Annotated in this window: 20 protein-coding genes; 16 read left to right on the top strand and 4 right to left on the bottom strand. The window is 72.2% G+C overall.

Annotated elements, in window-relative coordinates; translation table 11 throughout:
- Positions 1–83 precede the first annotated feature (83 nt).
- Both ACQEVZ_RS26050 and ACQEVZ_RS26045 read left to right on the top strand, forming a co-directional pair.
- Positions 84–1,616 (top strand): DUF1593 domain-containing protein, encoded by a 1,533-nt coding sequence (locus ACQEVZ_RS26050; protein ID WP_433371028.1) that lies wholly within the window; start codon positions 84–86, stop codon positions 1,614–1,616.
- A gap of 135 nt (positions 1,617–1,751) precedes the next feature.
- Positions 1,752–3,362: a nucleoside hydrolase-like domain-containing protein gene (locus tag ACQEVZ_RS26045; protein ID WP_433371025.1), complete on the top strand. Its 1,611-nt coding sequence runs from the start codon at positions 1,752–1,754 to the stop codon at positions 3,360–3,362.
- 65 nt (positions 3,363–3,427) lie between these two features.
- On the opposite strand, the gene ACQEVZ_RS26040 is transcribed toward ACQEVZ_RS26045, so the two are convergent.
- A complete protein-coding gene (locus ACQEVZ_RS26040) occupies positions 3,428–4,426 on the bottom strand; it encodes a sugar-binding transcriptional regulator (protein ID WP_433371022.1) in 999 nt (332 codons plus the stop codon).
- Between the two features lie 165 nt (positions 4,427–4,591).
- On the opposite strand from ACQEVZ_RS26040, the gene ACQEVZ_RS26035 reads away from it, so the two are divergent.
- The 10 genes from ACQEVZ_RS26035 to ACQEVZ_RS25990 all read left to right on the top strand — a co-directional run bounded on the left by ACQEVZ_RS26035 (position 4,592) and on the right by ACQEVZ_RS25990 (position 14,946).
- On the top strand, positions 4,592–5,257 hold the full coding sequence (locus ACQEVZ_RS26035) for a DUF2291 family protein (protein ID WP_433371019.1): 666 nt from the start codon (positions 4,592–4,594) through the stop codon (positions 5,255–5,257).
- A complete protein-coding gene (locus ACQEVZ_RS26030; protein WP_344508321.1) occupies positions 5,254–6,780 on the top strand; it encodes a sugar ABC transporter ATP-binding protein in 1,527 nt (508 codons plus the stop codon). Before ACQEVZ_RS26035 ends, ACQEVZ_RS26030 begins: the two co-directional genes overlap by 4 nt.
- Positions 6,777–7,853 (top strand): ABC transporter permease, encoded by a 1,077-nt coding sequence (locus tag ACQEVZ_RS26025; protein WP_433371015.1) that lies wholly within the window; start codon positions 6,777–6,779, stop codon positions 7,851–7,853. The genes ACQEVZ_RS26030 and ACQEVZ_RS26025 overlap by 4 nt, the downstream gene beginning before the upstream one ends.
- A gap of 64 nt (positions 7,854–7,917) precedes the next feature.
- Complete coding sequence (locus tag ACQEVZ_RS26020) at positions 7,918–8,916, top strand: D-ribose ABC transporter substrate-binding protein (protein WP_433371012.1); 999 nt, start codon at positions 7,918–7,920, stop codon at positions 8,914–8,916.
- A gap of 78 nt (positions 8,917–8,994) precedes the next feature.
- Positions 8,995–9,876, top strand: a complete 882-nt coding sequence (locus tag ACQEVZ_RS26015; RefSeq protein ID WP_433371009.1) for a transketolase — start codon at positions 8,995–8,997, stop codon at positions 9,874–9,876.
- Positions 9,873–10,835, top strand: coding sequence for a transketolase family protein (locus ACQEVZ_RS26010; protein WP_344508315.1), 963 nt, complete (start codon positions 9,873–9,875; stop codon positions 10,833–10,835). Before ACQEVZ_RS26015 ends, ACQEVZ_RS26010 begins: the two co-directional genes overlap by 4 nt.
- The gene (locus ACQEVZ_RS26005; RefSeq protein WP_433371006.1) at positions 10,828–12,264 is read left to right on the top strand and encodes an FGGY family carbohydrate kinase; all 1,437 of its coding nucleotides are present in this window, start codon (positions 10,828–10,830) and stop codon (positions 12,262–12,264) included. Before ACQEVZ_RS26010 ends, ACQEVZ_RS26005 begins: the two co-directional genes overlap by 8 nt.
- A 6-nt stretch (positions 12,265–12,270) precedes the next feature.
- A complete protein-coding gene (locus ACQEVZ_RS26000; RefSeq protein ID WP_344508311.1) occupies positions 12,271–13,254 on the top strand; it encodes a sugar phosphate isomerase/epimerase family protein in 984 nt (327 codons plus the stop codon).
- Between the two features lie 97 nt (positions 13,255–13,351).
- Positions 13,352–13,783, top strand: a complete 432-nt coding sequence (locus tag ACQEVZ_RS25995; RefSeq protein ID WP_433371002.1) for a hypothetical protein — start codon at positions 13,352–13,354, stop codon at positions 13,781–13,783.
- Complete coding sequence (locus ACQEVZ_RS25990; protein WP_433370999.1) at positions 13,780–14,946, top strand: alpha/beta fold hydrolase; 1,167 nt, start codon at positions 13,780–13,782, stop codon at positions 14,944–14,946. Before ACQEVZ_RS25995 ends, ACQEVZ_RS25990 begins: the two co-directional genes overlap by 4 nt.
- Here ACQEVZ_RS25990 and ACQEVZ_RS25985 read toward each other — a convergent pair.
- Both ACQEVZ_RS25985 and ACQEVZ_RS25980 read right to left on the bottom strand, forming a co-directional pair.
- Positions 14,943–17,684 (bottom strand): BTAD domain-containing putative transcriptional regulator, encoded by a 2,742-nt coding sequence (locus ACQEVZ_RS25985; RefSeq protein ID WP_433370996.1) that lies wholly within the window; start codon positions 17,682–17,684, stop codon positions 14,943–14,945. The genes ACQEVZ_RS25990 and ACQEVZ_RS25985 overlap by 4 nt on opposite strands.
- 157 nt (positions 17,685–17,841) lie before the next feature.
- Positions 17,842–19,629 carry a glycosyltransferase family 4 protein gene (locus ACQEVZ_RS25980; RefSeq protein WP_433370993.1) on the bottom strand — a complete coding sequence of 596 codons (1,788 nt, stop codon included), beginning with the start codon at positions 19,627–19,629 and terminating at the stop codon, positions 17,842–17,844.
- Positions 19,630–19,708: 79 nt separating this feature from the next.
- Here ACQEVZ_RS25980 and ACQEVZ_RS25975 point away from each other — a divergent pair, with 79 nt between their 5' ends.
- Positions 19,709–19,879, top strand: coding sequence for a hypothetical protein (locus ACQEVZ_RS25975; RefSeq protein WP_433370990.1), 171 nt, complete (start codon positions 19,709–19,711; stop codon positions 19,877–19,879).
- A 12-nt stretch (positions 19,880–19,891) separates the two neighbouring features.
- Here ACQEVZ_RS25975 and ACQEVZ_RS25970 read toward each other — a convergent pair whose 3' ends face one another.
- Positions 19,892–21,139 (bottom strand): methyl-accepting chemotaxis protein, encoded by a 1,248-nt coding sequence (locus tag ACQEVZ_RS25970; RefSeq protein ID WP_433370987.1) that lies wholly within the window; start codon positions 21,137–21,139, stop codon positions 19,892–19,894.
- A gap of 128 nt (positions 21,140–21,267) precedes the next feature.
- Between ACQEVZ_RS25970 and ACQEVZ_RS25965 the strand changes: the two genes are divergently transcribed.
- The 3 genes from ACQEVZ_RS25965 (at position 21,268) to ACQEVZ_RS25955 (ending at position 24,997) form a co-directional block, all read left to right on the top strand.
- Positions 21,268–23,040, top strand: coding sequence for a proline--tRNA ligase (locus ACQEVZ_RS25965; protein ID WP_433370984.1), 1,773 nt, complete (start codon positions 21,268–21,270; stop codon positions 23,038–23,040).
- A gap of 205 nt (positions 23,041–23,245) precedes the next feature.
- Positions 23,246–23,821: a septal ring lytic transglycosylase RlpA family protein gene (locus tag ACQEVZ_RS25960; protein ID WP_433370981.1), complete on the top strand. Its 576-nt coding sequence runs from the start codon at positions 23,246–23,248 to the stop codon at positions 23,819–23,821.
- A 66-nt stretch (positions 23,822–23,887) separates the two neighbouring features.
- On the top strand, positions 23,888–24,997 hold the full coding sequence (locus tag ACQEVZ_RS25955; protein WP_344508290.1) for a PP2C family protein-serine/threonine phosphatase: 1,110 nt from the start codon (positions 23,888–23,890) through the stop codon (positions 24,995–24,997).
- Positions 24,998–25,205: the final 208 nt, after the last annotated feature.

Raw genomic sequence — 25,205 nt, 5'->3', positions numbered from 1 at the left:
TAGATATTCACTAGAGAGGAGCTGCTATGCAGACGTCCGGACCCCGGGACGGCTCGGCTCCTGGTGCTCGGCACCGTTTCCGTGTGCTGGCGGCGGCGGTGGCCACCGCTGGGCTCGCGGTCGCGGCGAGCGTGACCGCGCAGCCGGTCGCCGCGGCGAGCCAAGGTGTGGAGCGGGCTCAGAAGCCACGCACGGTCGTCACCACCGACATGGAGCAGGACGACCTCGCGTCGCTGATCCGGTACCTGTACTACACCAACGATGTCGACACCCAGGGCATCGTCTATGCCAGTGGCCGGTACCACTGGGCCGGCGACGGGAAGGGCACGACCTTCTTCCTGCCGGGTCGCGAGTACAAGACCCCGCAGACGTCATGGCGCTGGACCGGCACCAACACGATCCAGGACGACGTCCTCGCCGGGTACGCCAAGGTCTACCCCAACCTGAAGAAGCACGACCCGGACTACCCCACGCCGGGCGAGCTGCTGTCGCGGGTCAAGGTCGGCAACATCGACTTCGAGAACGAGATGGACCACGACACCGACGGGTCGAACCTGATCCGGGATCTCCTGTTCGACAACGACCCGCGGCCGCTGTACCTGCAGGCGTGGGGCGGCACGAGCACGATCGCGCGGGCGCTCAAGTCCATCGAGGAGCAGTACTCCGGCACCCCGCAGTGGAGCAAGGTCAAGGCCGCCGTCTCGACGAAGGCGGTGATCCTGGCCAGCGGTTTCCAGGACGACACCTACGCGCAGTACATCGCGCCGGTGTGGCCGGACCTCCGGGTCGAGAACCTGCAGGCCGGCTACTCCACCTGGGGCTACAACTGCAGCCGCGGCGCGGGCAACACCCGCGGGCTGCCGCAGGACCGGGTGTACTTCAGCGGCGCCTGGATCAAGGCGAACATCCAGGTCGGCCCGCTGGGGTCGCTCTACCGCTCCTGGCTGGACGGGCAGGCGATGCCGGGCGACCAGCTCGACATCTTCGGTGACCCGAAGCTCGCCCCCACCGGCTGGTGCAAGCCGCTGTCGCCGTACGACTTCCTCTCCGAGGGCGACAACGTCGCGTTCAACCCGCTGCTGCACACCGGCCTGCAGGACCCGGCGAACCCGGGCCTGGGCGGCTGGGGCGGCCGGTCGGTGCAGACGACCACCTCGCCCAACCTGTGGACCATGGTCGGCACCGAGAAGGACGGGACCGGCGCGTCGGTCTCGGCCTACACCACGCTGCGCTGGGCCGCTGCCGCGCAGAACGACTTCGCGGCCCGTGTCCAGTGGAGCCTGGACGGCGACCACCGCGCCGGCAACCACGCGCCCGTGCTGAAGATCGCCGGCAACGGCACCGTCAAGGCGGCGCCGGGCTCGGTCGTGAACCTCAACGGCGTGGCCAACGACCCCGATGGGGATCAGGTCGCGACCAGCTGGTGGCAGTACCAGGAGGAGGGCACCTACCCGGGCAAGGTCGCGATCGCCGACCGCGGCGGCCACGACCACGTGACGGTCACGGTCCCGGCCGACGCGGTGCCGGGTCAGACGATCTCCGTCATCCTCCAGGGGACCGACTCCGGTCAGTTCCCGCTCACCCGCTACGACCGGGTGCTCATCCAGGTCATCTGACCACCGGATCGCCACAGCCAGGCCGGTGCGGACGTCGTGTGCGCCCGCGCCGGCCCGGCACCCATGAACGTTCTTGGAATTCCTATTCATGTCCGCATGTACATGCGTACGTAGGAACAGATGGAGGTTCTCCCTGTGACTCCGACCGTTCAACCCCCGAGCGGCAAGCGCCTGCGCCGTGGCGCCGTGGCGTTCGCCGCCGCCCTGGCCGTCCTGACACCCCTCACGACGCCCGGCGCCGCCTTGGCTGCCACGGAAGCCCCCGCCGGGACCTCCGTGGCGCGAGGCCAGTCGCCGTTCCGGATCATGGTCACCAGCGACGCCGAGATCGACGACGTCGCGTCGTTCCACCGGCTGCTGCTCGAGGCGAACGACCTGAGCGACAGCCTGGAAGCGGTCATCTACTCCAGCTCGACGTTCCACTGGGCCGGCGACCCGGCCGCGAACCCGCCGGTCCCGGCGTCGAACTGGGCCGGCAGCGACGTTTTCCAGAACATCATCAACGGCACCGGGCCCCAGGGCGTGGGCGGCGGCTACAAGGCCGTGCTCGACAACCTGCGCAAGCACGACCCGCGGTTCCCGTCGGTCGAGCATCTCAACAGCCTGATCAAGGTCGGCAACATCAGTTACCGCGGTGAGATGCAGAAGGACACCGAGGGCTCCGACGCCATCAAGGCGGCCCTGCTGGACAACGATCCGCGCCCGCTGTACCTGCCGGTCTGGGGCGGGACGAACACCATCGCCGCCGCGCTGCGCTCCATCGAGAACCAGTACAAGGGCACGAAGGACTGGCAGAAGGTCTACAACAAGGTCGTCGCCAAGGCGAACGTCTACATCATCTTGGACCAGGACGAGACGTACAAGGACTACATCGATCCGCACTGGCCCGACCTCAACGTCACGGTCAACCGCGACCAGTTCTGGAGCTTCGCCTACAACACGTACCGCTACCAGGGCGCCAGGGGCCTCCCGCGGGTCCCGAAGCCGCTGGAGGACGCGTACTTCGGCCCGGCGTACGTCGGCGCCATGCGCACCGGCCCGCTGATGGGCACCTACCCCGTCTCGGCGGACGCCTACGTCCTCGCGGGCGACCGGTTCCCGAACACCACGGAGTTCCTCTCCGAGGGCGACTCCCCGAGCTACTTCGGGCTGCTGGACAACGGCCTGCGCAGCTGGGAGGACCCGAGCTTCGGCGGCTGGGGCGGGCGCTTCACCCAGGTCTCGCAGCACCGCTGGACGGACTTCCCGTCCTACCTGGCCAACAAGGACCAGGCGTACAACCAGCGCAACTACGACCTGGAGCCCAGCCGCGTCCGGGACGCCAACCCCTACGGCGAGAGCTTCGACGTCGCCTACGCGCAGACCCGGTTCATCCCCGCCCTGCAGGAGGAGCTGGCGGCACGCTCCGAGTGGCAGACCAAGTCGTACGCCGACGCCAACCACGCGCCGGTCGTGCGGCTGCGCGGCAACACCAGCGTCACCGCCAAGCCCGGCGCGCGCGTCAACCTCGACGCGGCCGTCTCCGACCCGGACGGTGACAAGGTCACGACCACGTGGTGGCAGTACCGCGAGGCCGGCACCTACCCGGGCGCCGTGGCCATCGCCGGCCCGTCCGACCTGCGCACGTCCTTCACCGTCCCGGCCGACGCCCAGCCGGGGCAGACCATCCACCTGATCCTGGAGGTCAAGGACCAGGCCGGCAAGCCCATGACCCGCTACGCGCGGGTGGTCGTGACGGTTCACTGACGGGACCGCACGAGCACGTCATGTCGCGCGGCCCCGCGGGCCGCGCGACATGACCGGTTGCGGGCTCAGTCGCGCAGGAGCTCGGCGGCCGTGGTCTGGTCCGTGATGAGCACGTTCAGCCAGCCGCCGAGCAGCGCCGCGCGGATGGAGCGCCACTTGCGCTCCCCGCCGGCCACCCCGATGCGGCGGGGCACCTTCTTCAGGGTCTCGGCGCCGATGCCCAGCACCCGATCGTCCAGCTCCGAGGCGATGTGCTGACCGCGCTCGTCGAAGAAGCGCATGCACACGTCGCCGATCGCGCCGAGCTCGCGCAGCCGCTGCTCCTCCTGCTCCGCGATCGCATTGCCGCTCTGCCGCAGCAGGGTGGAGGGCTCGAGGCTGCCCACGCCGACGAGCGCGACGGTGAGGTCCTGCCAGGCGTCCAGCACGGCCGCGATGCTCGGCTCGCGCACCAGCGCCTGGCGCATCTCGGACGTCGCCACGAGCCCGGGCGCGACCAGATAGACCGCCTCGGCCCGGGTGTGGCGGGCGAGCCCACCGGTGAGCCGCGTCGCCTGGCCCTGCGCGGCGCTCGTGCCCACGCCGCCGAGGATCTGCACCACCCGCTCGGTCGCGAGGCCCGCGGCCGAGTGCATGGCGTCGACGGTGGCCAGCAGCGTCGCGCTCCACGAGGAGATGCCGACCCGGTCGTTGCGGCTGAGGGTGGTCTCCAGGTAGACGGCGGCCGCGGCGGCGATCGACCGGGTCACCGCGATCTCGTCGGTCTGCCCGGCGCTGTCGGCGACCACGACCTCGCTCAACCCGTACCGCTGCTCGACGGCGTCCTCCAGGTCCGCGTGCACGCCGCGCGGAGTGATCACCACGGTGCGGACGATGCCGGCTGCCACCGCCTGCTTGAGCAGCCGGGACACGCGAGGCTGAGAGATGTGCAACAGCTCCGCGATCTGCGGCTGACGCACGCCGCGCTCGTGGTACATCCGGGCGACCTTGGTCAGCAGCCGGATGTGTTCGGCAGCGACCCCATAGGGCTCCGCGCCGTCGTTCGCGTCGAGCCTCGGGCTCACTGGTGCCTCCTCAACGTCCTCAGCGAGAGCGTAACCAGACCGGCCAGGCCGGGGTAGCGGGAGTCCGACGCCGCCGCCCGCCAGGGCGAATCAACCCGTTGACAAACCCGACATGGGAAGTTCACAGTACATGCATGTCCAATCACAACTGAATGGATATTCAACATGAGGGTGACTCTTCTGCTGCGGTGCGCGATCGTGGGCCTGCTTGCACTGCCGGTGCTTTCGGCGTGCGGCCGCGTGCCGGGCGTGTACGTCTACGAAGCCCAGCAAGCCGGCGGCCGGCCGGGCGGTGCGGCGGCGTTCGATGCCAAGACCTACGTCGACGGCATCTGGACGTCGAAGATCGTGCCGGCCGTGCACGACGACGCCGTCGACATCTCCACCGTCGCGGCGGCTGTCGCCAAGGACGTCGACGCCGCCGGCAAGCAGTACGGTCACCAGGCCGGCACCGGCAGCCCGTACGCCTTCCTGGTCAAGGGCACCGGCAAGGTGGTCAAGGTCGACACGTCCGCGCCGACCGGGCCGGTGACCGTCGAGATCGCCCAGGACGGCGGCCAGCCGATCACGCTGTACGTGGCCACCGGGCCCGTCATCGCCGGCACGGCGATCCGCGACGGCGTCGGCTTCATCTCCTTCGGCGACTTCACCAACCAGATCGACTACGCCAACGTGGCCAACGAGATCAACAGCCGCGTCAAGAGCGACGTGATCGCCAAGGTCGACCGCGCCGGTCTCACCGACAAGACGATCAGCTTCTACGGGGCGTTCTCGGCCCTGGCCCCGAACCAGATCATGGTGGTCCCGACCGAACTGCAGGTCACGCCGTGACGGGCACCGACGAGATCCTCGTCGCCCGGGGCGTGGGCAAGGAATACGGCGGCGTGCGGGCGCTCAAGGACGTGACCTTCACGGCGTACCGCGGAAAGGTCAACGTGCTGGTCGGCGAGAACGGTGCCGGCAAGTCGACGCTGATGAAGATCCTGTCCGGCACGGAGCAGCCCACCCGCGGCGAGATCCTGCTGGACGGCGAGCCGGTGCAGCTCGGCAGCCCGCGCGAGGCGATGGCGCGCGGCATCGAGATCATCCACCAGGAGCTCAGTCTCTTCCCGAACATGTCCATCGCCCGGAACATGTTCGCCGGCCGCGAGCTGCGCCGCGGTGGCCGCTTCGTCGACGACGCCGCCCAGCGGCGCCGGACGGCGGAGGTCCTGCGCCGTCTGGGTCAGGACCTGGATCCCGACACGCTCGTCGGTGACCTGCCCATCGGTCAGCAGCAGCTGATCGAGATCGGCCGGTGCCTGCTGTCCGACGTCCGGGTCCTGATCATGGACGAGCCGACCTCGGCCCTGTCCAACCACGAGGTCGACGTCCTGTTCGACGTGATGGCCGACCTGCGCGAGCGCAACGTGACGATCATCTACATCTCGCACAAGCTCGACGAGTTCCGCCGCATCGGCGACTGGGTGACGGTCCTGCGCGACGGCAGCCTCGTCGCGCACGAGTCCATGAGCAACACCGACACCGGGTGGATCGTGCGGCAGATGGTCGGGCGGGACCCCGACTCGCTGTACGAGCACAGCGACGCGCCGGTCGGCGACGTGCTGCTCGACGTCCGCCACCTCACGGTGCCCGGGACGGTGCGCCCGCTCGTCGACGACGTGTCCTTCACGCTGCGCGCCGGTGAGGTCGTCGGCATCTACGGGCTGATGGGCGCCGGCCGCACCGAGCTCGTCGAGGCGTTGATGGGCGCGCGCCGCGCCACCGCCGGCGAGGTGCGCGTGCGTGGCAAGCTCGCCGCCGAGGCCACCGTGCAGGCGCGCCTGGCCGCCGGGCTGGCGCTGGTGCCGGAGGACCGGCAGCGCGACGGCCTGGTGCAGACCATGTCCGTGCGCGACAACATCCTGCTCGCCACGGTCGACCGGGTCAGCCGCGCCGGGTTGCTCTCCACGTCGGCCGAGCAGCGCATCGCGGCCGGTCAGGTCAGCGACCTGCGGATCAAGATCCCGGGGCTGTCCGCCGCGGTCACCGCGCTCAGCGGCGGCAACCAGCAGAAGGTCGTGCTCGCCCGGGCGCTGCTCACCGAGCCGGTCGTGCTGCTGCTCGACGAGCCGACCCGGGGCATCGACGTGGGCGCGAAGGCGCAGATCGCCGCCCTGATGTCCCGGCTGGCCGCCGAAGGCATGGGCGTGCTGTTCATCTCCTCGGAACTCGCCGAGGTGATCGCCATGGCGAACCGGGTGCTGGTGATGGCCCGGGGGCGGATCACGGCCGAGTTCACCGCCGCGAACGTCACCGAGGAGGCCCTGGTCGGCGCCTCCGCATCCGACAGGGTCCTGGAGGTACAACCATGATCGACACGGACGTCGCCAAGTCCGATCCCGTCCCCGCCAGACAAGCGCCCGCCCCGGGCTCGCGGTTCGCCTCGGCGGCGCTGCTCCTGCTGCGCGGCCGGACGCTGATCGTGCTGGTGGCGCTGGTGATCGTCTTCAGCGCCATCTCGTCGGAGTACCTGACGCAGAGCAACCTGATCCTGATGACCAAGCACGTGGCGATCAACGCCATCCTGGCCATCGGCGTCACCTTCGTGATCCTGACCGGCGGCATCGACCTGTCCGTCGGCTCGATCGCCGGGCTCGCGAGCATGATCGCGGGCGGGTTGCTGTTCAAGGGACTGCACGTGCCGGGCGGCACGCTGTTCTTCTCCGTCGCGGTGGTCATCGTCATCGGCATCGCCGTCGGCGCGCTGGTCGGCGGCCTCAACGCGGTGCTGGTCACCCGGTTCAAGGTGGCACCGTTCATCGCCACGCTCGGCATGCTTTACGTCGCCCGGGGCGTCGCGCAGCTGCTGAGCAACGGTGGCACCTACCCGGACCTGGCCGGCACGCCCGGTCGCGGCAACGAGGGCTTCCACTTCATCGGCGTGGACAGCCTGCTCGGCATCCCGGTCGCGGTGTGGATCATGGTGGCCGTCGCGGTGGCGGCGATCGTCGTGACCACCCGCACCCCGTTCGGCCGGCGGGTCTTCGCCGTCGGTGGCAACGAGCGCGCCGCGGTGCTGTCCGGCATCCGGGTCAAGCGCGTCAAGATCGCCGTCTACGTGATCTCCGGTGCCTGTGCCGCGCTGGCCGGCCTGCTGCTCACGTCCGAGCTCGGGGCCGCGTACCCCGACACCGCCACCACCTACGAGCTCAACGCGATCGCCGCGGCCGTCCTGGGCGGCACCGCCCTCAGCGGCGGGCGCGGCACGATCGTCGGCACCGTCATGGGCGCCTTCGTCATCGGCTTCCTCAGCGACGGCCTGGTCCTGGTCGGCGTCTCCACCTTCTGGCAGTCGGTGGTCAAGGGCGCCGTGATCATCCTCGCGATCGTCGCCGAGCAGGCGCAGCAGGGGCTGCAAACCCGGCTGGCCAAACGCACCGCCTGATCGACACCCGTCACACCAACCCATCAGTCACGTCAACCCGCCTCCCCACCGAAAGGTTCCCCCGATGAAGACACCCTCGGCCCTGCGCCGCTTCGCGCTCCCTGTCGGCGTTGCCGCCCTGCTCACCCTCGCCGCGTGCGGCGGCGGGTCGTCCGACACCTCCTCGTCGGCGAGCGGCGCTCCCGCCGCCGGCGGCAGCAAGCTGATCGTCATCATCACGCCCTCGCCGGACAACGTCTTCTTCAAGGCCGAGCAGGACGCCGCGGCCGCCCAGGCGAAGAAGCTCGGTTACGAGACGCTCGTGCTCAGCCACGACGACGACCCGACCAAGCAGAGCCAGGAGATCGACACCGCGATCTCGCGCAAGGCGGCCGCGATCATCCTCGACAACGCCGGTGCCGACTCGTCGGTGAGCGCCATCCAGCGGGCCAAGGACGCGAAGATCCCGACCTTCCTCATCGACCGGGAGATCAACAAGACCGGCGTCGCGGTCGCCCAGATCGTGGCCAACAACGCCCAGGGCGCCGGGCTCGGCGGCCAGGAGTTCGCCAAGGTGATGGGCAACAAGGGCAACTACGCGGAGCTGACCGGCAAGGCCACCGACACCAACGCCGGCGTGCGCTCCCAGGGCTACCACGGCGTGCTGGACCAGTATCCGGACATGAAGATGGTCGCGCAGCAGAGCGCGAACTGGGACCAGGCCGAGGCGCTGACCAAGACCCAGACGATCCTGCAGGCCCACCCGGACATCAAGGGCATCATCGCCGGCAACGACACGATGGCGCTCGGCGCGTACGCCGCCATCCAGGCCGCCAACCGCAAGGACATCGTCGTCGTCGGCTTCGACGGCAGCCCCGACGTCGTCGCCTCGATCCTCAAGGACGGCATCAAGGCCACCGTGCTCCAGCCGGCCAGCAAGATCTCCCAGATGGCCGTCGACCAGGCCGACTACTACATCAAGAACGGCAAGGCGAGCCAGCCCGAGAAGCAGTCGGTGGACTGCGTGCTGGTCAACGCCGACAACGCCAAGCAGGTCAACGCCTTCGCCGTCGCAGGCTCCTGACGTGCTGCACCGGGCGGGCCCAGGGACCCGGACCCGCCCGGCTCGAACGGTCACCACAGCAGAAACGAGAGGACTCCCATGCTGGTCGCCGACTCTTCGGCCGCCGACGCCTGGCGCCGATTCCGGAAGGAACTCGCCGACGCCGAGCCCGAACATCGCCGTGAGATGCTGCGGCGCCGGGCCAACCAGTCCCGCACCACCGACCTGGCGATGATCAGCCGTGCCGGGCTGGGGCACGTGGGCGGCGACATGTCCGTCCTCGACATTCTCACCACCCTGTTCTTCGCCGTCCTGCGCGTCGACCCGGAGCGACCGGACTGGGCCGACCGCGACCGGCTCGTGCTCAGCAAGGGCCACACCGCGGGCGCGCTCTACGCCACCCTCGCGGCGGCGGGGTTCTTCGGCGCCCATGAGCTCGAGACCTTCGCCGCCCCCCACTCGGCGCTCAACGGTCACCCGAACCGGGTGAAGGTGCCGGGCGTGGAGACCAACACCGGCCCGCTCGGGCACGGCCTGCCGGTGGCGGTCGGCATGGCGGTGGCGGCGCGGCTCGACCGCTCGGCCCGGCAGGTGTTTGTCGTGCTCGGGGACGGGGAGCTGCAGGAAGGCAGCAACTGGGAGGCCGCGATGACGGCCGGGCACCGGCGGCTGACGAACCTCACCGCCGTGGTCGACCGCAACCGCCTGCAGCAGGGCGCGCGCACCGAGGACACCAGCGCGCTCGATCCGCTGGACGACAAGTGGCGCAGCTTCGGCTGGGACGTCGTGACGGTCGACGGCCACGACCACCTGGCGCTGCTGGAGGCGTTCACCGCCGCCCGCGGCGACCGGCCCACCTGTGTCATCGCCAATACGATCAAGGGAAGAGGCGTCTCGTTCATGGAAGACCGCGTCGAATGGCACCACAAGGTGCCCACGGCGGAGCAGATCAGCGCGGCCGTGGCGGAGCTGGCCCGATGAGCGCGGTCGTCGAGACGGACGCGCAGACCTACGACTGCCGCGTCGCCTTCGCCGAGGAACTGCTCGAGCTGGCCCGCGCCGACGAGCGCATCGTGGCCGTCTGCAACGACTCGGTCGGCTCCAGCAACCTCGGCGGCTTCGCCAAGGAGTTCCCGGACCGGCTCATCAACGTCGGCATCGCCGAGCAGGACATGGTCGGCGTCGGCGCCGGGCTCGCGCTCAGCGGCTACATCCCGTTCGTGTGCGCGGCCGCGCCGTTCCTCACCGGACGCGCGCTGGAGCAGATCAAGGCCGACGTCGCCTACAGCGAGTCGCCGGTCGTGCTGTGCGGGATGAGCCCCGGCATGGCGTACGGCGAGCTCGGCCCCACCCACCACTCGATCGAGGACCTGGCGTGGCTGCGGGCCATCGCCGGCCTCGGGATCGTGGTCCCCGCGGACCCGGCCGAGACCCGGGCCGCCGTGCGGTGGGCCGCCGGCGCCCGCACCCCCGTCTTCCTGCGGATCGGCCGGTTCAAGGTGCCGGCCGTGACCGGCGACCACCCGTTCACCTACGGCCAGTCGACCTGCCTGCGCGACGGTGACGACGTCACGGTGGTGGCGACCGGCACGATGGTCTCCCGGGCGCTGCAGGCGGCGGAGCAGGCCGCGGCGGAAGGCGTCTCCGTGCGTGTGCTCAACATGTCCACCATCGCTCCGCTGGACGAGATGGCGATCCGCCGCGCGGCCCGCGAGACGCGCGCGATCGTGACCGCCGAGGAAGCCACCGTCACCGGTGGGCTCGGCGCGGCCGTGGCCGCGATCGTCGTGGCGGACCGCCGGCCCGTGCCGATGCGGATGCTCGGCGTCCCCCGCCAGTTCGCGCCGACCGGCGACACGGCCATGCTGCTCGAGCACTTCGGCCTCACCGCCGCGGAGATCCGGGCCGCCGCCGTCACCCTCGCCCGCTCCGATGCCTGAGGACCTGATCCTCGCGATCGACCAGGGCACCAGCTCGACCAAGTGCCTGCTGGTCGACAGGAGCGGGGCGGTCGTCCGCGCCGGCTCCGCTCCCGTCGGCATCCGCTACCCCCGGCCCGGGTGGGTGGAGCAGGATGCCGACGACATCCTCGACAGCGTGTCGCGGGCCGCCGCCGAGTGTCTCGACGGCGTCGCCCTCGACACGGTCGTCGCGGTCGGGCTGAGCACGCAGCGCGAGTCGGCCGTCGTCTGGGACCGGCACACCGGCCGGCCGGCCGGGCCGGTCCTCGGCTGGCAGGACCAGCGCGCCCAGGCGTTCTGCGACGAGCTGCGGGCCGGCGGGCACGACGGGCCGGTCCGGGCGGTCAGCGGGCTGCCGCTGGACCCCATGTTCAGCGCGGCCAAGCTGCGGTGGCTGCTCGATCGGGCACCGGACGCCGCCGTCGGCACGATCGACGCCTGGCTGCTGTACGCCCTGACCGGCGAGCACCGCATCGAGGTCGGCAACGCGTCGCGCACGCAACTGCTCGACGTGCACTCGGCGAGCTGGAGCAGCGATCTCCTGGACCTGTTCGGCATCCCCGCGAGCGCCCTGCCCGAGATCGTGGCCTCGGCCGGCGACCTCGGCACGATCGGCAAGCACGGCGGGATCCTCGCCGGTCTGCCGATCACCGCCGTGCTCGGCGACTCCCACGCCGCCCTCTACGCCCACGGTCCCCGGGCGGCGGACGGCGTCAAGGTCACCTACGGCACCGGATCGTCGGTCATGCGGCTGCTGCCCGACACGGCACCGGACCCCGGCGAGGACGTCTGTGTGACCGTCGCCTGGGGCGATCCCGGCGCCCGGCTCGCCGCCGAGGGCAACATCCGCTCCAGCGGCGCGACGATCACGTGGCTGGCCGACCTGCTCGACACCACGCCCGAGCGGGTCGCCGCGCTGGCCGCGACCGCCTCCAGCGACGGCGTCCAGCTGGTGCCGGCGTTCGGCGGCCTCGCCGCGCCGTGGTGGGACGACACCGCCACCGGCACGATCACCGGCCTCACCTTCGGCGCCGGCGCGGCGCAGCTGGCCCGGGCCGCGATCGAGTCGATCGCGCACCAGGTGACCGACGTCGTCGACGCCATCGGCAGCGCCGGATGCCTGCTCGCCGACGGCGGCGCCAGCGGCAACGACCAGCTCATGCAGATCCAGGCCGACCTCGCCGGCGTGCCGGTGCGCAGGGCCCGGACCGCGAACCTCTCCGCGCTCGGCGCCGCCCACCTCGCGGGCCGCGCCGCCGGACTCTGGCCGGCCGGCGCCCCGTCGACCGGTGTCGCCTACGACGACTTCGCTCCGCGCGACGGCACCGCCGCCGCCGAGCTCCGCTCCGGATGGCGCCAGGCCGTCGCGCGAGCATCCACCCCGTCCGCACACCACCTCGGGAGCTGATCCGCCATGACCGAGTACCCGCGCTTCGGCGCCGGCCTCTGGCACTTCGCCACCTATGTCGACCGGTACGCCACCGACGGCTACGGCCCGGCCCGGACCACGCTGGAAGCCATCGAGCTGGCCGGGCAGGTCGGCGACCTGTCCGTCGTCGACCTCAACTACCCGTTCACCCCCGGCGTCGGTATCGGCGAGGTGAAGGACGCCCTCGCCGCCCAGGGGCTCGCCGCCATCGGGATCACCCCCGAGATCTACCTGCGCAAGTTCAGCCGGGGCTCGTTCACCAACCCCGACCCGGCCACCCGCGCCGCGGCGCTGGACCTCATGCACGAGGCCGCCGGCGTGGTCCGGGAGCTCGGCGCCGACTACGTCAAGATCTGGCCCGGTCAGGACGGCTGGGACTACCCGTTCCAGGTCGACCACCGCACCCTGTGGAAGCTCGCCGTCGACGGCATGCGCGAGCTGGCCGGCGCCCACCCCGACCTCAAGTTCGCCATCGAATACAAGCCGCGTGAGCCGCGCGTCAAGATGACGTGGGACTCCGCCGCACGCACCCTGCTCGGCATCGAGCAGATCGGCCTGGACAACGTCGGCGTCCTGCTGGACTTCGGCCACAGCCTCTACGGCGGCGAGTCGCCGGCCGACGCCGCCCAGCTCATCATCGACCACGGCCGCCTCTTCGGCATGGACGTCAACGACAACCTGCGCGGCTGGGACGACGACCTGGTCGTCGGCACCGTCCACCTCACCGAGATCTTCGAGTTCTTCCACACGCTGCGCAAGAACAACTGGGACGGCGTCTGGCAGCTCGACCAGTTCCCCTTCCGCGAGGACAGCGTCGACGCGGCCAAGACCGCCATCGGCACGCTCAAGCGTATCCACCGGGCGCTCGACCGGCTCGACGTCAGCGCGCTCGCCGAGGCCCAGGAGCGCCAGGACGCCATGGCCGCCCAGCGCATCGTCCAGGACGCCCTCTTCGGCGCCGTCGACTGAGGCCGTCGCACTTCAGCCGGAACAGGGGCGGCGCCGCTGCGGCGGAGCCGCCCCTTCGTCCTGCCGGGTCGACGGGGATCGATCGTATGGTGGGGGCGTGACGGGGCTGGGTGGGGTGCGGCTAGGGGTCGACTTCGGGACGTCGAACACGGTGGCGGTGGTGGCCGGCGGGGACGGGCGGGTGCGGCCGTTGCTGTTCGGGGCGTCGCCGGTGCTGCCGTCGGCCGTGTTCGTGGGGCCGGACGGGGTGCTGACCGGCAGCGATGCCGAGCGGGCCGGGCTCGGGGCGCCGGCGGGGCTGGAGCTCAACCCGAAGCGGCGGATCGATGACGGGACCGTGTGGCTGGGCGAGGAGGAGCACGCGGTCGCCGACCTGATCGCGGCGGTGCTGGGGCGGGTCGGGGACGAGGCGGCACGGGTCGGTGGCGGGACCCTGGCAGAGGTGGTGCTGACGCACCCGGCCGGGTGGGCGGCGCGGCGGCTGGGGTGCTGGCGTCGGCGGCCGAGCGGGCGGGGCTGGGGCCGGTGAGGTTGTTGCCGGAGCCGGTCGCCGCGGCCGCCTATTACGTGGACGTCCTTGGGGAGGAGTTCGCGTCGGGGCGTTGTCTGCTGGTGTACGACCTGGGCGCCGGGACGTTCGACGTCGCTGTGGTGCGGCGGACCGACGACGGGTTCGCGGTCGTGAGTGCCGATGGGCTGGGCGACGTCGGGGGCCTCGACATCGATGCGGCGGTGGTGGAGCACGCGCGGCGGGCCGGCGGGGGTGGCGCGGACTGGGGGCGGCTGGACTGGCCGCAGACGGCGGACGACCTGCGGGCGCGGCACCTGTTGTGGCAGGACGCGCGGGCGGCGAAGGAGCAGTTGACGCGGCGGCCCGGTGCCGAGGTGCGGGTGCCGCTCGTCGAGGCGGCGGCGCATCTGAGCCGGGAGGAGTTCGAGGCGCTGGCCCGGCCGCTGCTGGAGCGGACCGTCGCCTGGACCGTGCGGGTGCTGCGGGAGGCCCGGGTGCCGCGGGAGCAGGTCGCGGGGTTGTTCCTGGCGAGGGAGTTCGCCGCCGGCTGCGGCGACCCGGCCGACCTGCCGTTCGCGTCGACCCGGAACACGGCCCGCGACATGGACCGCGTGCGGGTGGCGCTCGGCGAGCGGAAGGTGTCGTACCTCGGCTACTCGTACGGCACCTACCTGGGCGCCGTCTACCTGCAGATGTTCGGGGAGCACGCCGACCGGGTGGTGCTGGACAGCGCCGTCGACCCCGGTGTGTACGGGCCGGGGCTGCTGTCGCGCAACGCGCCCGCGATCCAGGCGGCGCTCGAACGCTGGGCGGGATGGGGGGCGGGACGCGACGCCGAGTACGGGCTCGGGTCGACAGCGCAACGCGTCCTCGCCCGCGTGGCGCGGATCGGCCGGGCGCCGTCGCTGCGGATCGGTGTGTACACAGTGGACGAACACGTGGTGCCCTGTCTGCTGTTCGTCAGCCTGTACGACGACTCGGCCGAGACCTACGCGGCCCTGGCCGAGAACCTCGCGGTCTTCGACAGGGCGGCGCGGACGGGCGAGGCGGTGCCGCCGACCGAAGGCCTCGCGGCGTTTCTCGACGGTCTGTACACCGGCGCGGGCAATGCCTGTGTGGATGGCACCGTCGAGCGCTACCTGCTCGACGGGGTCCTGCCCCAGCACGACAGCGAGTGCTAGAGCAGCTTGGCGCGGACCGTGGTGGCATCGGGGTGGTCGAGGTCCTCGAAGATCTCCAGTGACCGGCGCCAGGTGTCGCGGGCGGCCTCCGGGTCGCCCGCGGCGAGGCGGGTGTCGCCGAGGTGGTGCAGGGAGTCGGCCTCGAAGTCCCGGTCGCCGGTGAGCCGGAACAGGGCGACCGCGCGCTCGAAGCAGGCCGCCGCCTCGGCCAGCTCGCCCAGGTGGTGGTGGGCGTAGCCGATGGTGTCCCAGGTCTCCGCCTCGCCCTGGCGGTTGTCGAGCTCCTGGTGCAGCGCGAGCGCCTGCCGGCAGGCGGTCACCGCCTCGCGGTGGTCGCCGAGCTGGGCGTGCAGCCAGCCCATCGCGTTGAGGGCGTTGGCCTCGCCGTTGCGGCCGCCGGCGGCGCGGAACAGGTCGCGGGCCTGCGACACGTGCCGGAGGCCCTCGACGGTGTGGCCGCGGCGGGCGGCGATCTCGCCCAGGTTCATGTGCCCCTGCGCCTGCAGGACGTGGTCGCCGACCTCCTCGTACAGCTCGAGGGCGCGAGCCGCGTGCGACGACGCGTCGTCGATCCGGTTGACCTTCAGGCAGGCGTGGGCGAGGAGCCGGTGCAGGTGAGCGGCCCCGCGGCGGTCGCCGAGGCGCTCGGCGGCGGCGAGGCCGGCCTCCGACGTGTGCAGCCAGTCGCGCCACAGCCCCTGCCGGTCCAGGAACGTGGCCAGGCACCACGCCAGCTGCCAGGCGTGCGCGTCGAACCCGAGCCGCTCGGCCTGGTCGACGGCGGCGAGCAGCACCGGCCGCTCCGCGGTGAACCACGCGAGGGCCTGCTGGGCGTCGGCCGGTTGCGGCGGCGGGTCGAGGTCGAGCGTCTCCCGGTGCGGGCTGAGCAGCCGGGTCCCCGCGTACGCGGTGTGCAGGTAGTGGTCGAGCATCCGCTGCTGCGCGGCGCGCCGGTCCGCGGGGGAGTCGACCGCGACCGCCTGTTCGCCGGCGTAGGCACGGAGGAGGTCGTGGCAGGTGTACCGGCCGGGAGCGGGCTCGGTCAGCAGGTGCGCCCGGGTCAGCTCGCCGAGCAGCTCCTCCACGGCCGGCCCGGTCGAGGCCGGCAGGCAGTCGGCGGTGAAGTCGGGGCCCGGGTGGAGGCCGAGCAGCCGGAACAGGCGCGCCGCCGCCGGGCTCAGCGCCGCGTAGGACCAGGACAGGACGGCCCGGGCGTCGGTGCCGCGCTCGGCGCCGGTGAACGCGTCGAGCTGCCGCCCGGCGTTGCGCAGCGAGACGGCGACCTCCTCCAGCGGGGCGTGCGCCGCTCGGGCCGTGACGATCGCGAGCGCGAGCGGCAGCCCCGCGCACGCCGCCACGATCTCCTCGACCGCGGCGGGCTCGGCCGCGACCCGGGCCGCGCCGAGCCGGGCGGCCAGCAGCCGGCGCGCGTCGGCGGTGGTCAGCAGGTCCAGCGGCAGCGGCTCGGCACCCTCCGCGGTGTGCAGCCCGGACAGCTCGTTGCGGCTCGTCACCAGCACGAGGCTGCCGCCGGCGCCCGGCAGCAGCGGCCGGACCTGGTCGGAGTCGCGGGCGTTGTCGAGCACGACCAGCATCCGCCGGCCGGCGAGCCGACTGCGGAAGAGCGCGACCTGCGCGTCGAACCCGGCCGGCACCCGCTGCGGCGGGACGTCCAGCGCGTCGAGGAACCCGCGGACCGCCTCCGCCGGGTCGGTCGGCGGCGCGGTCCGGTCGAAGCCGCGCAGGTTCACGTACAGCTGGCCGTCGGGGAACCGCGCCGCGACCTGGTGTGCCCAGTGCACGACGAGCGTGGTCTTGCCCACCCCCGCGGTGCCGGCGACGGTGCAGATCACGGTCTGCCGCCCGGCCTGCGCGAGCAGGGCGTCGAGCCGGGCGAGCTCCGCGTCGCGCCCCGTGAACCCGCGCAGCGCCGCCGGCAACTGCGCCGGCACCAGCGGCGTCGGCACCAGCGGCGCCGGCGAAGCCTGTGTCGTGACGGGGGTGGCGGTCGGGGGCTGGCCCCGGAGCACCGCGAGATGGAGGCGTTGCAGGTCCGGCCCCGGATCGAGCCCGAACTCCTGCGCCAGTCGCTGCTGATGCCGCCGGTACGCCGCGAGCGCCTCGATGCTCCGCCCGGCCGCGTGCAGCGCGCGCATCGACAGCCCGAGCAGCCCTTCCCGGGTGGGGTGCGCGGCGGTCAGGCGGGTCAGCTCCGGCAGCGCCTCCGTGTGCCGGCCCACGGTGATCTCGCAGTCGAGCCACTCCTCGGTCGCGACCAGCCGCAGCTCGTCGAGATCGCCGACGAGCCGGGGGCGCAGCCACGCCGAGACCGTGTCGTCGAGCGCGTCGCCGCGCCACAGCGCGAGCGCGTCCCGCAGCAGCGCACCCCGGGCGGCCGGGTCCGTCACCGCGCGGGCCGCCGTGACCATCGCGCCGAAGCGCCGGGCGTCGATCACGTCGTCGTCGACGTCGATCTGGTACGAGGTGCCGGTGCTGCTCAGCGTGACCGCCGGATCCTTGAGCGCCCCGCGGACCCGGGAGACGTGGCTGTGCAGCAGCTGGCGGGCGGTCGGCACCGGTTCGCCGTCCCACAGCAGGTACACCAGCCGCTCCACCGGCACGGGCGCGTGGTTGTGCAGCAGGAGCACCGCCAGCAGGCACCGCTCCCGGCGCCGACGCAGCACGACGGGACCGCCGGTCGAGTCGATCGTCAACGGACCCAGCAGCCGGAACCTCACAGCGGCACACCGTAGCCGGTCGCCTTCGCGGCGCCGCCGGTGGCGTGTCAAGCGTGGCGCAAGCGACGACATCCATATTCGCAGTTGGTCAATGCCGACCCGATCGGGGACGTACGGCGGCCGGCGCTCACCCGCCGGTCACCGTGCGCGGTCGGCATCACCGCACGGTGGTGAGCAGCCGCTCCCGGACGAGCACGTCCGGCTCGTCGAACCACTCGTCGAAGTGGCTGGCCGGGCCGAGGCCGTCGATGACGTCGACGTAGGCGGCGCTGTCGACGGAACGGCCGGTGAGCAGGCCAGTCACCGCCCGCAGGTAGTGGAAGTCGCTGTGCCCCTGGACGCCCTGCACGCCGGCCTCCACGACCGACGCCGCCTGCTCGTCGCGGCCCAGCTCGAGCAGCGTGAGCACGATCCAGCGGCACACGGTGGTGCGCAGCTCGCCGCCGCGCTCGTAGAGCTCCAGGAACCCGTCCAGCGCCGCCTCGAAGCGCCCGGCGGTGAAGTCGCGCAGCGCCGCCGCGTAGGGCAGGTCCGCCGGCGGGGCGTCCGCGTGGCCCAGCAGGTAGGCCCGGATGGTGCCGCCGGTGCCGCCGCCCTGCCGCCGCCCGACGACCTGCCAGCGCACGGCCCGGTGCCCGTCGAACGCGGGGAACGTCACCGGCACGGCCACGGCGCCGGCGGCCGTCGCGGCGGCCCGCCGCCGGAGCCGCCGCTCGACCTCGGTGTGGCTCTGGTCGAAGCGCAGGCCGCGCAGGTCGAAGCGCCACTCGTCGCGGGCGGGCGGCGGTGACCAGGCGGCCTGGGCGGCGCGGTAGGCGTCCTCGACCCGGCTGATGATCGTGTCCCACGAGTAGCCGGCCGCGGTCAGCAGCCCGCCCTCCCGCAAACGCGCCGCGAGCGCCGGCTCGTCCAGGACCCGCCGCACCCCCGCGAGCAGCCCGTCGGCGTCGCCGACGTCGGCGAGCAGCGCGTTCACGCCGTCGCGGGCGTATTCGAGGACACCGGTGTTCCTGGTCGCGACGACCGGCGTGCCGGACGCCATCGCCTCCAGGCACGGCAGGGAGAACGACTCGTAGTGCGAGCAGCAGACGTACGCGGCGGCCCCGCGGAACAGCGCGCCGAGCGTCGCCTGGTCCGGTGCGACGACGACCCGGCCGAGCGGCTCGCGCGCCGGTTTCGGCGTGACCCACACGAGGTCCAGCGCCGGGCGCTCGGCGCTGAGCGCCCGCCACACCTGCCGCATCTGCGCCATGCCCTTGAACTCGTTGCCGTCCCACCCGACGAACAGCACGTAGGGCCGCGCCTGCTCGGCGCCGCCCGGGTGGAACACGTCCGGGTCGACCGCGTTGCCGACGGCCGTCGCCGCGACGCCGAAGCGCTCGCGCAGCACGTCGGCGACGGTGCCGCTCACGGTCAGCGTCGCGTCGGCGGCCTCGAGGTGCCGGGCCACGAGCTCGTGCATCGCCGGCTGCAGGTCCTCGAACAGGTGCGAGTCGCCCTGCTCGAAGTGGACCACGGGCGCGAGGCCCAGCGAGCGGGCGGCGAGGACCTGGTCCCAGTATCCGGCGACGATCACGTCGCACTCCGGGACCGCCTCGGCGAGCTCCACGCCGAACGGCACCGTCCAGAACTCCGGTCGCAGGTCGTGCCACTGCGGCGGCGGGAAGTGGCTGAGCACCTTCACCTCGTGCCCGCGCCCGTGCAGGCGGTTGGCGTGCTCGAACAGCACACGCGCCCCGCCGCCGACGTCCGTGCGCGGCACGAGGAAGCACAGCCGCAACGGGCCTGCGCCTGCGTTCCTGACCTTGTTCCTGCGGTCGCGGCGGGCCGGCCGCGGCGCGGCGGCGGGCATGTCCCGCCTGCTCACGAACTCGGCCTGGCGGGCGGCGGCGATGATGGCGGCGAGATCCGGCCGCAGCGGTGGGTGCTCCTCGAAGGTCGGCACACCCTGACATCGGCCGCCCCGCGACCCGCTTGAGAAACATTCGCAGTCGATCGTCGGCGGCCGGTTCGTCGGTGGCCGGGTGAAGAACCGGCTGCATCCGAACGATCCGCAGTCACCGGCCCTCTGGGACCTGCGCACCGGACTCGTCGGCACCCTCACCGGCTCATCGTTGCGGACGCAGGTGGCGCACCCGCTGGCCTGGTCGGTCGCCGGCTCGTCGCTGCACGTCGTCGATGTGACCCTGATCTAGCGGCCCGTCGCCTCAGCGGCGGAAGCGGTCGACCAGGCCGGCGAGGGTCGAGGCGTTGGTGTTGAGGCGGTCGGCGGCGTGCCGGGAGCTCTCCACCGCCCGCTGGGCGGAGGCGACGCTCTCGGTCACGCCGTCGATGCTGCTGGCGATCGCGCCGCTGCCGCCGGCGGCGTTGCTGACGCTGCGGCGCATCTCGTCGGTCGTCGCCGTCTGCTCCTCGACGGCCGCGGCGATCGCCCGCTGGAAGTCGCTGACCCGGTCGATGGCGTCCGTGATCGCCTGGATCGCCTGGACGGCGCCGTCGGTGTCCGCCCGGATCGCGGCGACCCGGGTCGTGACGTCCTCGGTGGCGCGGGCCGTCTGCTGCGCCAGCTCCTTGACCTCGCCGGCGACGACGGCGAACCCCTTGCCGGACTCGCCGGCCCGGGCCGCCTCGATCGTCGCGTTCAGCGCCAGGAGGTTCGTCTGCTCGGCGATCCCGCCGATCACCTTGACCACGTCGACGATCTGCGCGCTGATCTCGCCGAGCAGGCCGCGCAGCTCGCCGACGGCGGTGTTCAGCGCGGTGCCCATCCCGGCGATCTCGTCGTCGCCCCGGGTCGGCACGCTGACCGTCAGGTCCCGCTGGGCGACCCGGGCGAGCGCACCCGTCAGCCCGGCGAGCCGGCCGGCGACCCGCCGGGACCACCACCAGGCGAGGGCCGCGGCGCACAGCGCGACCAGCAGCGCGGCGACCGCGAACGTGCGCAGCATCGTGTCGCGGCCCTCGTCGATCGGGGTGACCTGGGCCTCCGCGTCCGGGCGGTACGACTGGGTGACGATCGCCCACTTGTACGGGGCGTAGTAGGTGACGGTGAGGTCGCTGGCGGCCGGTGGCGCCCCGGTCGTGCCGGGCAGCGTGTAGGTCGTGTGCCACATGGCGTCGGCGCCGAGATTCGGTGCCTCGGTGGTGATCTTGTCGACGTACGCGGCGCCGCCGGCGTCCTTCGCGTCGAGGCGGACCTGACCGACCTCCCCGCCGCGGCTGGACGCGATGACCCGGCCCCGGTCGGTGGCCCCGGTCGAGTACACGGTGACGGCGCCGTTGGTGCCGACCTTCGTCCCGGCGATCGTGCCGGTGAGGCTCGCGATCGCCTCGGCCTGCGGCACCCCGTAGTAGATCGCGCCGACCACGGCCCCCGACGCGTCCTTCACCGGGTCGTAGCCGCTCACGTACCAGGTGTCGACGCCCAGCGCGACCAGGCGGTGACGCAGTTGCACACTGGGCGGATCGGCAGGTCCGGCGGCAGGTTGAGAAACGGCCGGGTTGAGAAAACCCTGTAGTCACGCACCGGAGTCGTACGGGTATCGTCGCCGAAGGCCTGTTTGAGAAGTAAGGCGGATGCCCGATGGTGCTGAAGATGTCCACGCTGTTCGTGCGGACGCTGCGCGAAGACCCCGCGGATGCCGAGGTGACGAGCCACCGGCTGCTCGTGCGCGCCGGCTATGTCCGACGGGTCGCGCCGGGCATCTTCACGATGCTGCCGATGGGCCTGCGCCTGCTGCGCAACGTCGAGCGGATCGTCCGCGAGGAGATGGACGCCATCGGCGGCCAGGAGCTGACCTTCCCCGCGCTGCTGCCCCGCGAGCCCTACGAGGCGACCGGCCGCTGGACCGAGTACGGCGCCAACCTCTTCCGGCTGAAGGACCGCCGGGGCGGCGACTACCTGCTCGGGCCCACGCACGAGGAGATGTTCACGCTCGCCGTGAAGGACTTCTACTCCTCCTACAAGGACCTGCCGCTCACCCTGTACCAGATCCAGACGAAGTACCGCGACGAGGCACGCCCCCGCGCCGGCATCCTCCGCGGCCGCGAGTTCCTGATGAAGGACTCCTACTCGTTCGACGTCGACGACGACGGGCTGCGGGCCGCCTATGAGCGGCACCGGCTCGCCTACGGCAGGATCTTCGACCGGTTCGGCCTGGACTACGTCATCTGCTCCGCGACGAGCGGCGCCATGGGCGGCAGCGCGTCGGAGGAGTTCCTCGCGGTCTGCGACATCGGCGAGGACACGTTCGTGCGCTGCACCAACGGCGACTACGCGGCGAACGTCGAGGCGGTCACCACGCCCGCCCCCGAGGCGCTCGCGATCGAGGGGCTGCCCGCCGCGCAGGTCGTCGACACGCCCGACACCCCGACGATCGAGACGCTCGTCGACCTGTTCAACGCCCGGGACGACCTGCGCCGCGAGGACCGGGCCTGGACGGCCGGCGACACGCTGAAGAACGTCATGCTCATGCTGACGCTGCCCGACGGCAAGCGCGAGCCCCTCGCCGTCGGCGTCCCCGGCGACCGCGAGGTCGACCTGCGCCGGCTGGAGGCCCAGGTGGCGCCCGCCGAGGTCGCGCCCATGTCGGAGGCGGAGTTCCAGCAGCATCCCGCGCTGGTCAAGGGGTACATCGGCCCCGGCGTCCTCGGCGAGAAGGGCTCCTCCGGGATCCGGTACCTCGTGGACCCCCGCGTCGTGGACGGCACCAGCTGGATCACCGGCGCCGACCAGCCCGGCAAGCACGTCGTGCACCTCGTCGCCGGGCGGGACTTCACCCCGGACGGCATCGTCGAGGCGGTCCGCATCCAGGACGGCGACGTCTGCCCCGTCGACGGCGGCGCCCTCGAGCTGGCCCGCGGCATCGAGATCGGCCACATCTTCCAGCTCGGCCAGAAGTACGCCAAGGCGCTGGGTCTCACCGTCCTGGACCAGAACGGCAAGGCCGTCACGGTCACCATGGGCTCCTACGGCGTGGGCGTGACCCGGGCGATCGCCGTGGTCGCCGAGCAGACCGCCGACGAGCGGGGGCTGTGCTGGCCCCGCGAGCTCGCCCCCGCCGACGTGCACGTGGTGGCCGCGGGCAAGACCGAGGAGATCAAGGCCGGCGCGGCGCAGCTCGCCGACGCGCTCTCCGCCACCGGGCTCGAGGTGCTGCTCGACGACCGCAAGGACGTCTCGCCGGGCGTGAAGTTCAACGACTCGGAGCTGCTGGGCGTGCCCACGATCGTCGTGGTCGGCAAGCGGCTCGCCGACGGCATGGTCGAGATCCGCGACCGCAAGACCGGCGAGAAAGAGGAGATTCCGGTCGAGGGCGCGGCGGAGCGCATCGCCGCGATCGTCCGAGCGGGGTGACAACGCGGGAAGGGTCGGCCGTTCGGCTCCTTGTCGGATCAGCCGTTCGGCCGGACCTATCCCGTCAAATCCCCGCACGTGCGGCACTTCGGTTTGACTGGCGCCAGGGACCGGCCGATACGTTCGGTCACGGCCATGCTGTCGACGAAGGGTGCTGACGTTGTCTGGCCGACACACCGCAATCCGCCGACGTCACCTCATTCCATTGATCGCCGGCACTGTCGCGGCGATCGCGCTCATCGGCGGTGCGGTTGTGACCGTCAATATGGGGTCGGATGATGCCAAACCGACCTCGGCGAGCGACCTGATCGACGGCAGCCGCAGCGCCGATACCCGCGCCGACCGCGGTGACCGGCCCTCCCCGTCCTCCACGTCGCCGTCCGCCTCGCCGTCACCCTCCGCGTCCGCGCAGGTCAGCAAGTCGCCGGAGGCGACCAAGACGCCGTCGAAGACGCCGACGAAGAAGCCCTCGACGAACCCCACGGGCGGCGTCGTCACGAACACCGGCACCTGCAAGGCGTCGTACTATGCGAGTGGGTCGCGCACCGCGAACGGCGAGAGCTTCGACCCCGACGGGCTGACGGCCGCGCACAAGGAGCTGCCGTTCAACACCCGGGTCCGGGTGACCAACCTGGCCAACGGGAAATCGGTCGTCGTCAGGATCAATGATCGCGGACCCTTCGTCAGCGGTCGCTGCCTCGACCTCGCCCGCGGGGCCTTCGTGGCGATCGCTTCGGTGAGTGCCGGCGTGATCAACGCAAAGTACGAGGTACTCAAGTAAGCCGCATCCCGGCCGTTTGTTTGAGCGGCTCGGGGGCCGGTTGGTGGCATGCTGTCGATCGGACCTATGAAACGACCGTTGCTTCCCGAAGCCCGCGCCGGAGTCGGCGCGGCCTTCGTGCTGCTCTGCCTGGTCCTGGCCGCTGAGCTCGCCGACGGCACCGACGCCAACTACGTCGGGCTGCTCGCCGCCGCGCCGTTCCTCGCGGCCGCGTTCGCCTCCTGGCCGGAGGTCCTCGCCGTCGGCAGCGCCTCGACGCTGCTCGCCGTCGTCTTCTGCAGCATCGAGCTCATGCACACCCGCGAGCGCACGCTGGTGATGATGCTCAACCTGGGCGCCGTCATCCTCGCCGCGGGCATCGCCTCCGCCGTCGGCGCCATCAGGCAGCGGCAGATCGCGCGGTATGCGGAGCTGTCGAAGCTCGCCTCCGTCGCGCAGCAGGCCGTCCTGCGCCCGCTGGGGCCACAGCTCGGCCCGCTGACGATCGCGGCCCGCTACATCTCCGCCAGCGCCGCCGCCGACATCGGTGGCGACCTGTACGAGGCGCTGGACACCCCGTACGGCGTCCGCATGATCATCGGTGACGTGCGGGGCAAGGGCCTGGACGCGGTCCGGCTCGCCAGCATCGTCCTCGGCTCCTACCGGCACGTGGCGTTTGAGCGGGCCGACCTGCGCGCGATCGTGGCCGACCTGGACCGGGCCGTGGCCAGGTCGGTCGGCGACGAGGACTTCGTGACCGCGGCGCTGATCGAGGAGCGCGGTGGCACGCTGACGATCGTCAACTGCGGCCACCCGGCGCCGCTGCTGCTGCGCCGCGGCCAGGTGATCCCGCTCGACCCGCCGTCCAACGCGCCGCCGCTGGGCTTCATGCCGGTGGTGAAGCCGCGCGTCGAGCGGCTGGAGCCGGGCGACCGGCTGCTGTTCTTCACCGACGGGCTGGCGGAGGCGCGCCGCGACGGGCAGTTCTTCCCGACGGCGGAGCGGGCGCAGCGGCTGCTGGGGCACGGCACCGTCGGCGACGGGCTGGCGTCGCTGGAGAGCGCGCTGCTGGAGTGGGTGCGCGGCCGGCTCGACGACGACATCGCGCTGGTGCTGGTGGAGTATCAGGGGGTCAAGGCTCCGGCGACGGTCCCCAGCTGGGAGATCGGCGGCGCCGGAGCTACGGCCGTCGGCTGACGTCCTTCGGGCGCTACTCCGCCACCATGCGGGGGCGGGGGACGAAGCGGCGCATCGGGGCGCGGTGCCGGCCCGTGTAGAAGCGCGGGTACTTGGGAGCGAACAGAGAGCCCATCATCCGGACGATCATCGCGGTGCCCTCCTTCTGACTGCGAGTAACCGCTCAACGATCACGTCACCCGCAGGTGACGGCGTGTCGTGCGCACGT

The sequence above is a fragment of the Dactylosporangium sp. CA-152071 genome (assembly GCF_050936335.1).
Classification (GTDB): domain Bacteria; phylum Actinomycetota; class Actinomycetes; order Mycobacteriales; family Micromonosporaceae; genus Dactylosporangium; species Dactylosporangium maewongense.
This window is presented reverse-complemented; position numbering and strand designations above follow the sequence as displayed.

Bases quoted from the DNA above. Each gene is read 5' to 3' on its own strand.
- ACQEVZ_RS25965 (WP_433370984.1), top strand. From the start codon at position 21,268: ATGGTGCTGAAGATGTCCACGCTGTTCGTGCGGACGCTGCGCGAAGAC.
- ACQEVZ_RS26020 (WP_433371012.1), top strand. From the start codon at position 7,918: ATGAAGACACCCTCGGCCCTGCGCCGCTTCGCGCTCCCTGTCGGCGTT.
- ACQEVZ_RS26005 (WP_433371006.1), top strand. From the start codon at position 10,828: ATGCCTGAGGACCTGATCCTCGCGATCGACCAGGGCACCAGCTCGACC.
- ACQEVZ_RS26025 (WP_433371015.1), top strand. From the start codon at position 6,777: ATGATCGACACGGACGTCGCCAAGTCCGATCCCGTCCCCGCCAGACAA.
- ACQEVZ_RS26000 (WP_344508311.1), top strand. From the start codon at position 12,271: ATGACCGAGTACCCGCGCTTCGGCGCCGGCCTCTGGCACTTCGCCACC.
- ACQEVZ_RS26035 (WP_433371019.1), top strand. From the start codon at position 4,592: ATGAGGGTGACTCTTCTGCTGCGGTGCGCGATCGTGGGCCTGCTTGCA.
- ACQEVZ_RS25955 (WP_344508290.1), top strand. From the start codon at position 23,888: ATGAAACGACCGTTGCTTCCCGAAGCCCGCGCCGGAGTCGGCGCGGCC.
- ACQEVZ_RS26010 (WP_344508315.1), top strand. From the start codon at position 9,873: ATGAGCGCGGTCGTCGAGACGGACGCGCAGACCTACGACTGCCGCGTC.
- ACQEVZ_RS26015 (WP_433371009.1), top strand. From the start codon at position 8,995: ATGCTGGTCGCCGACTCTTCGGCCGCCGACGCCTGGCGCCGATTCCGG.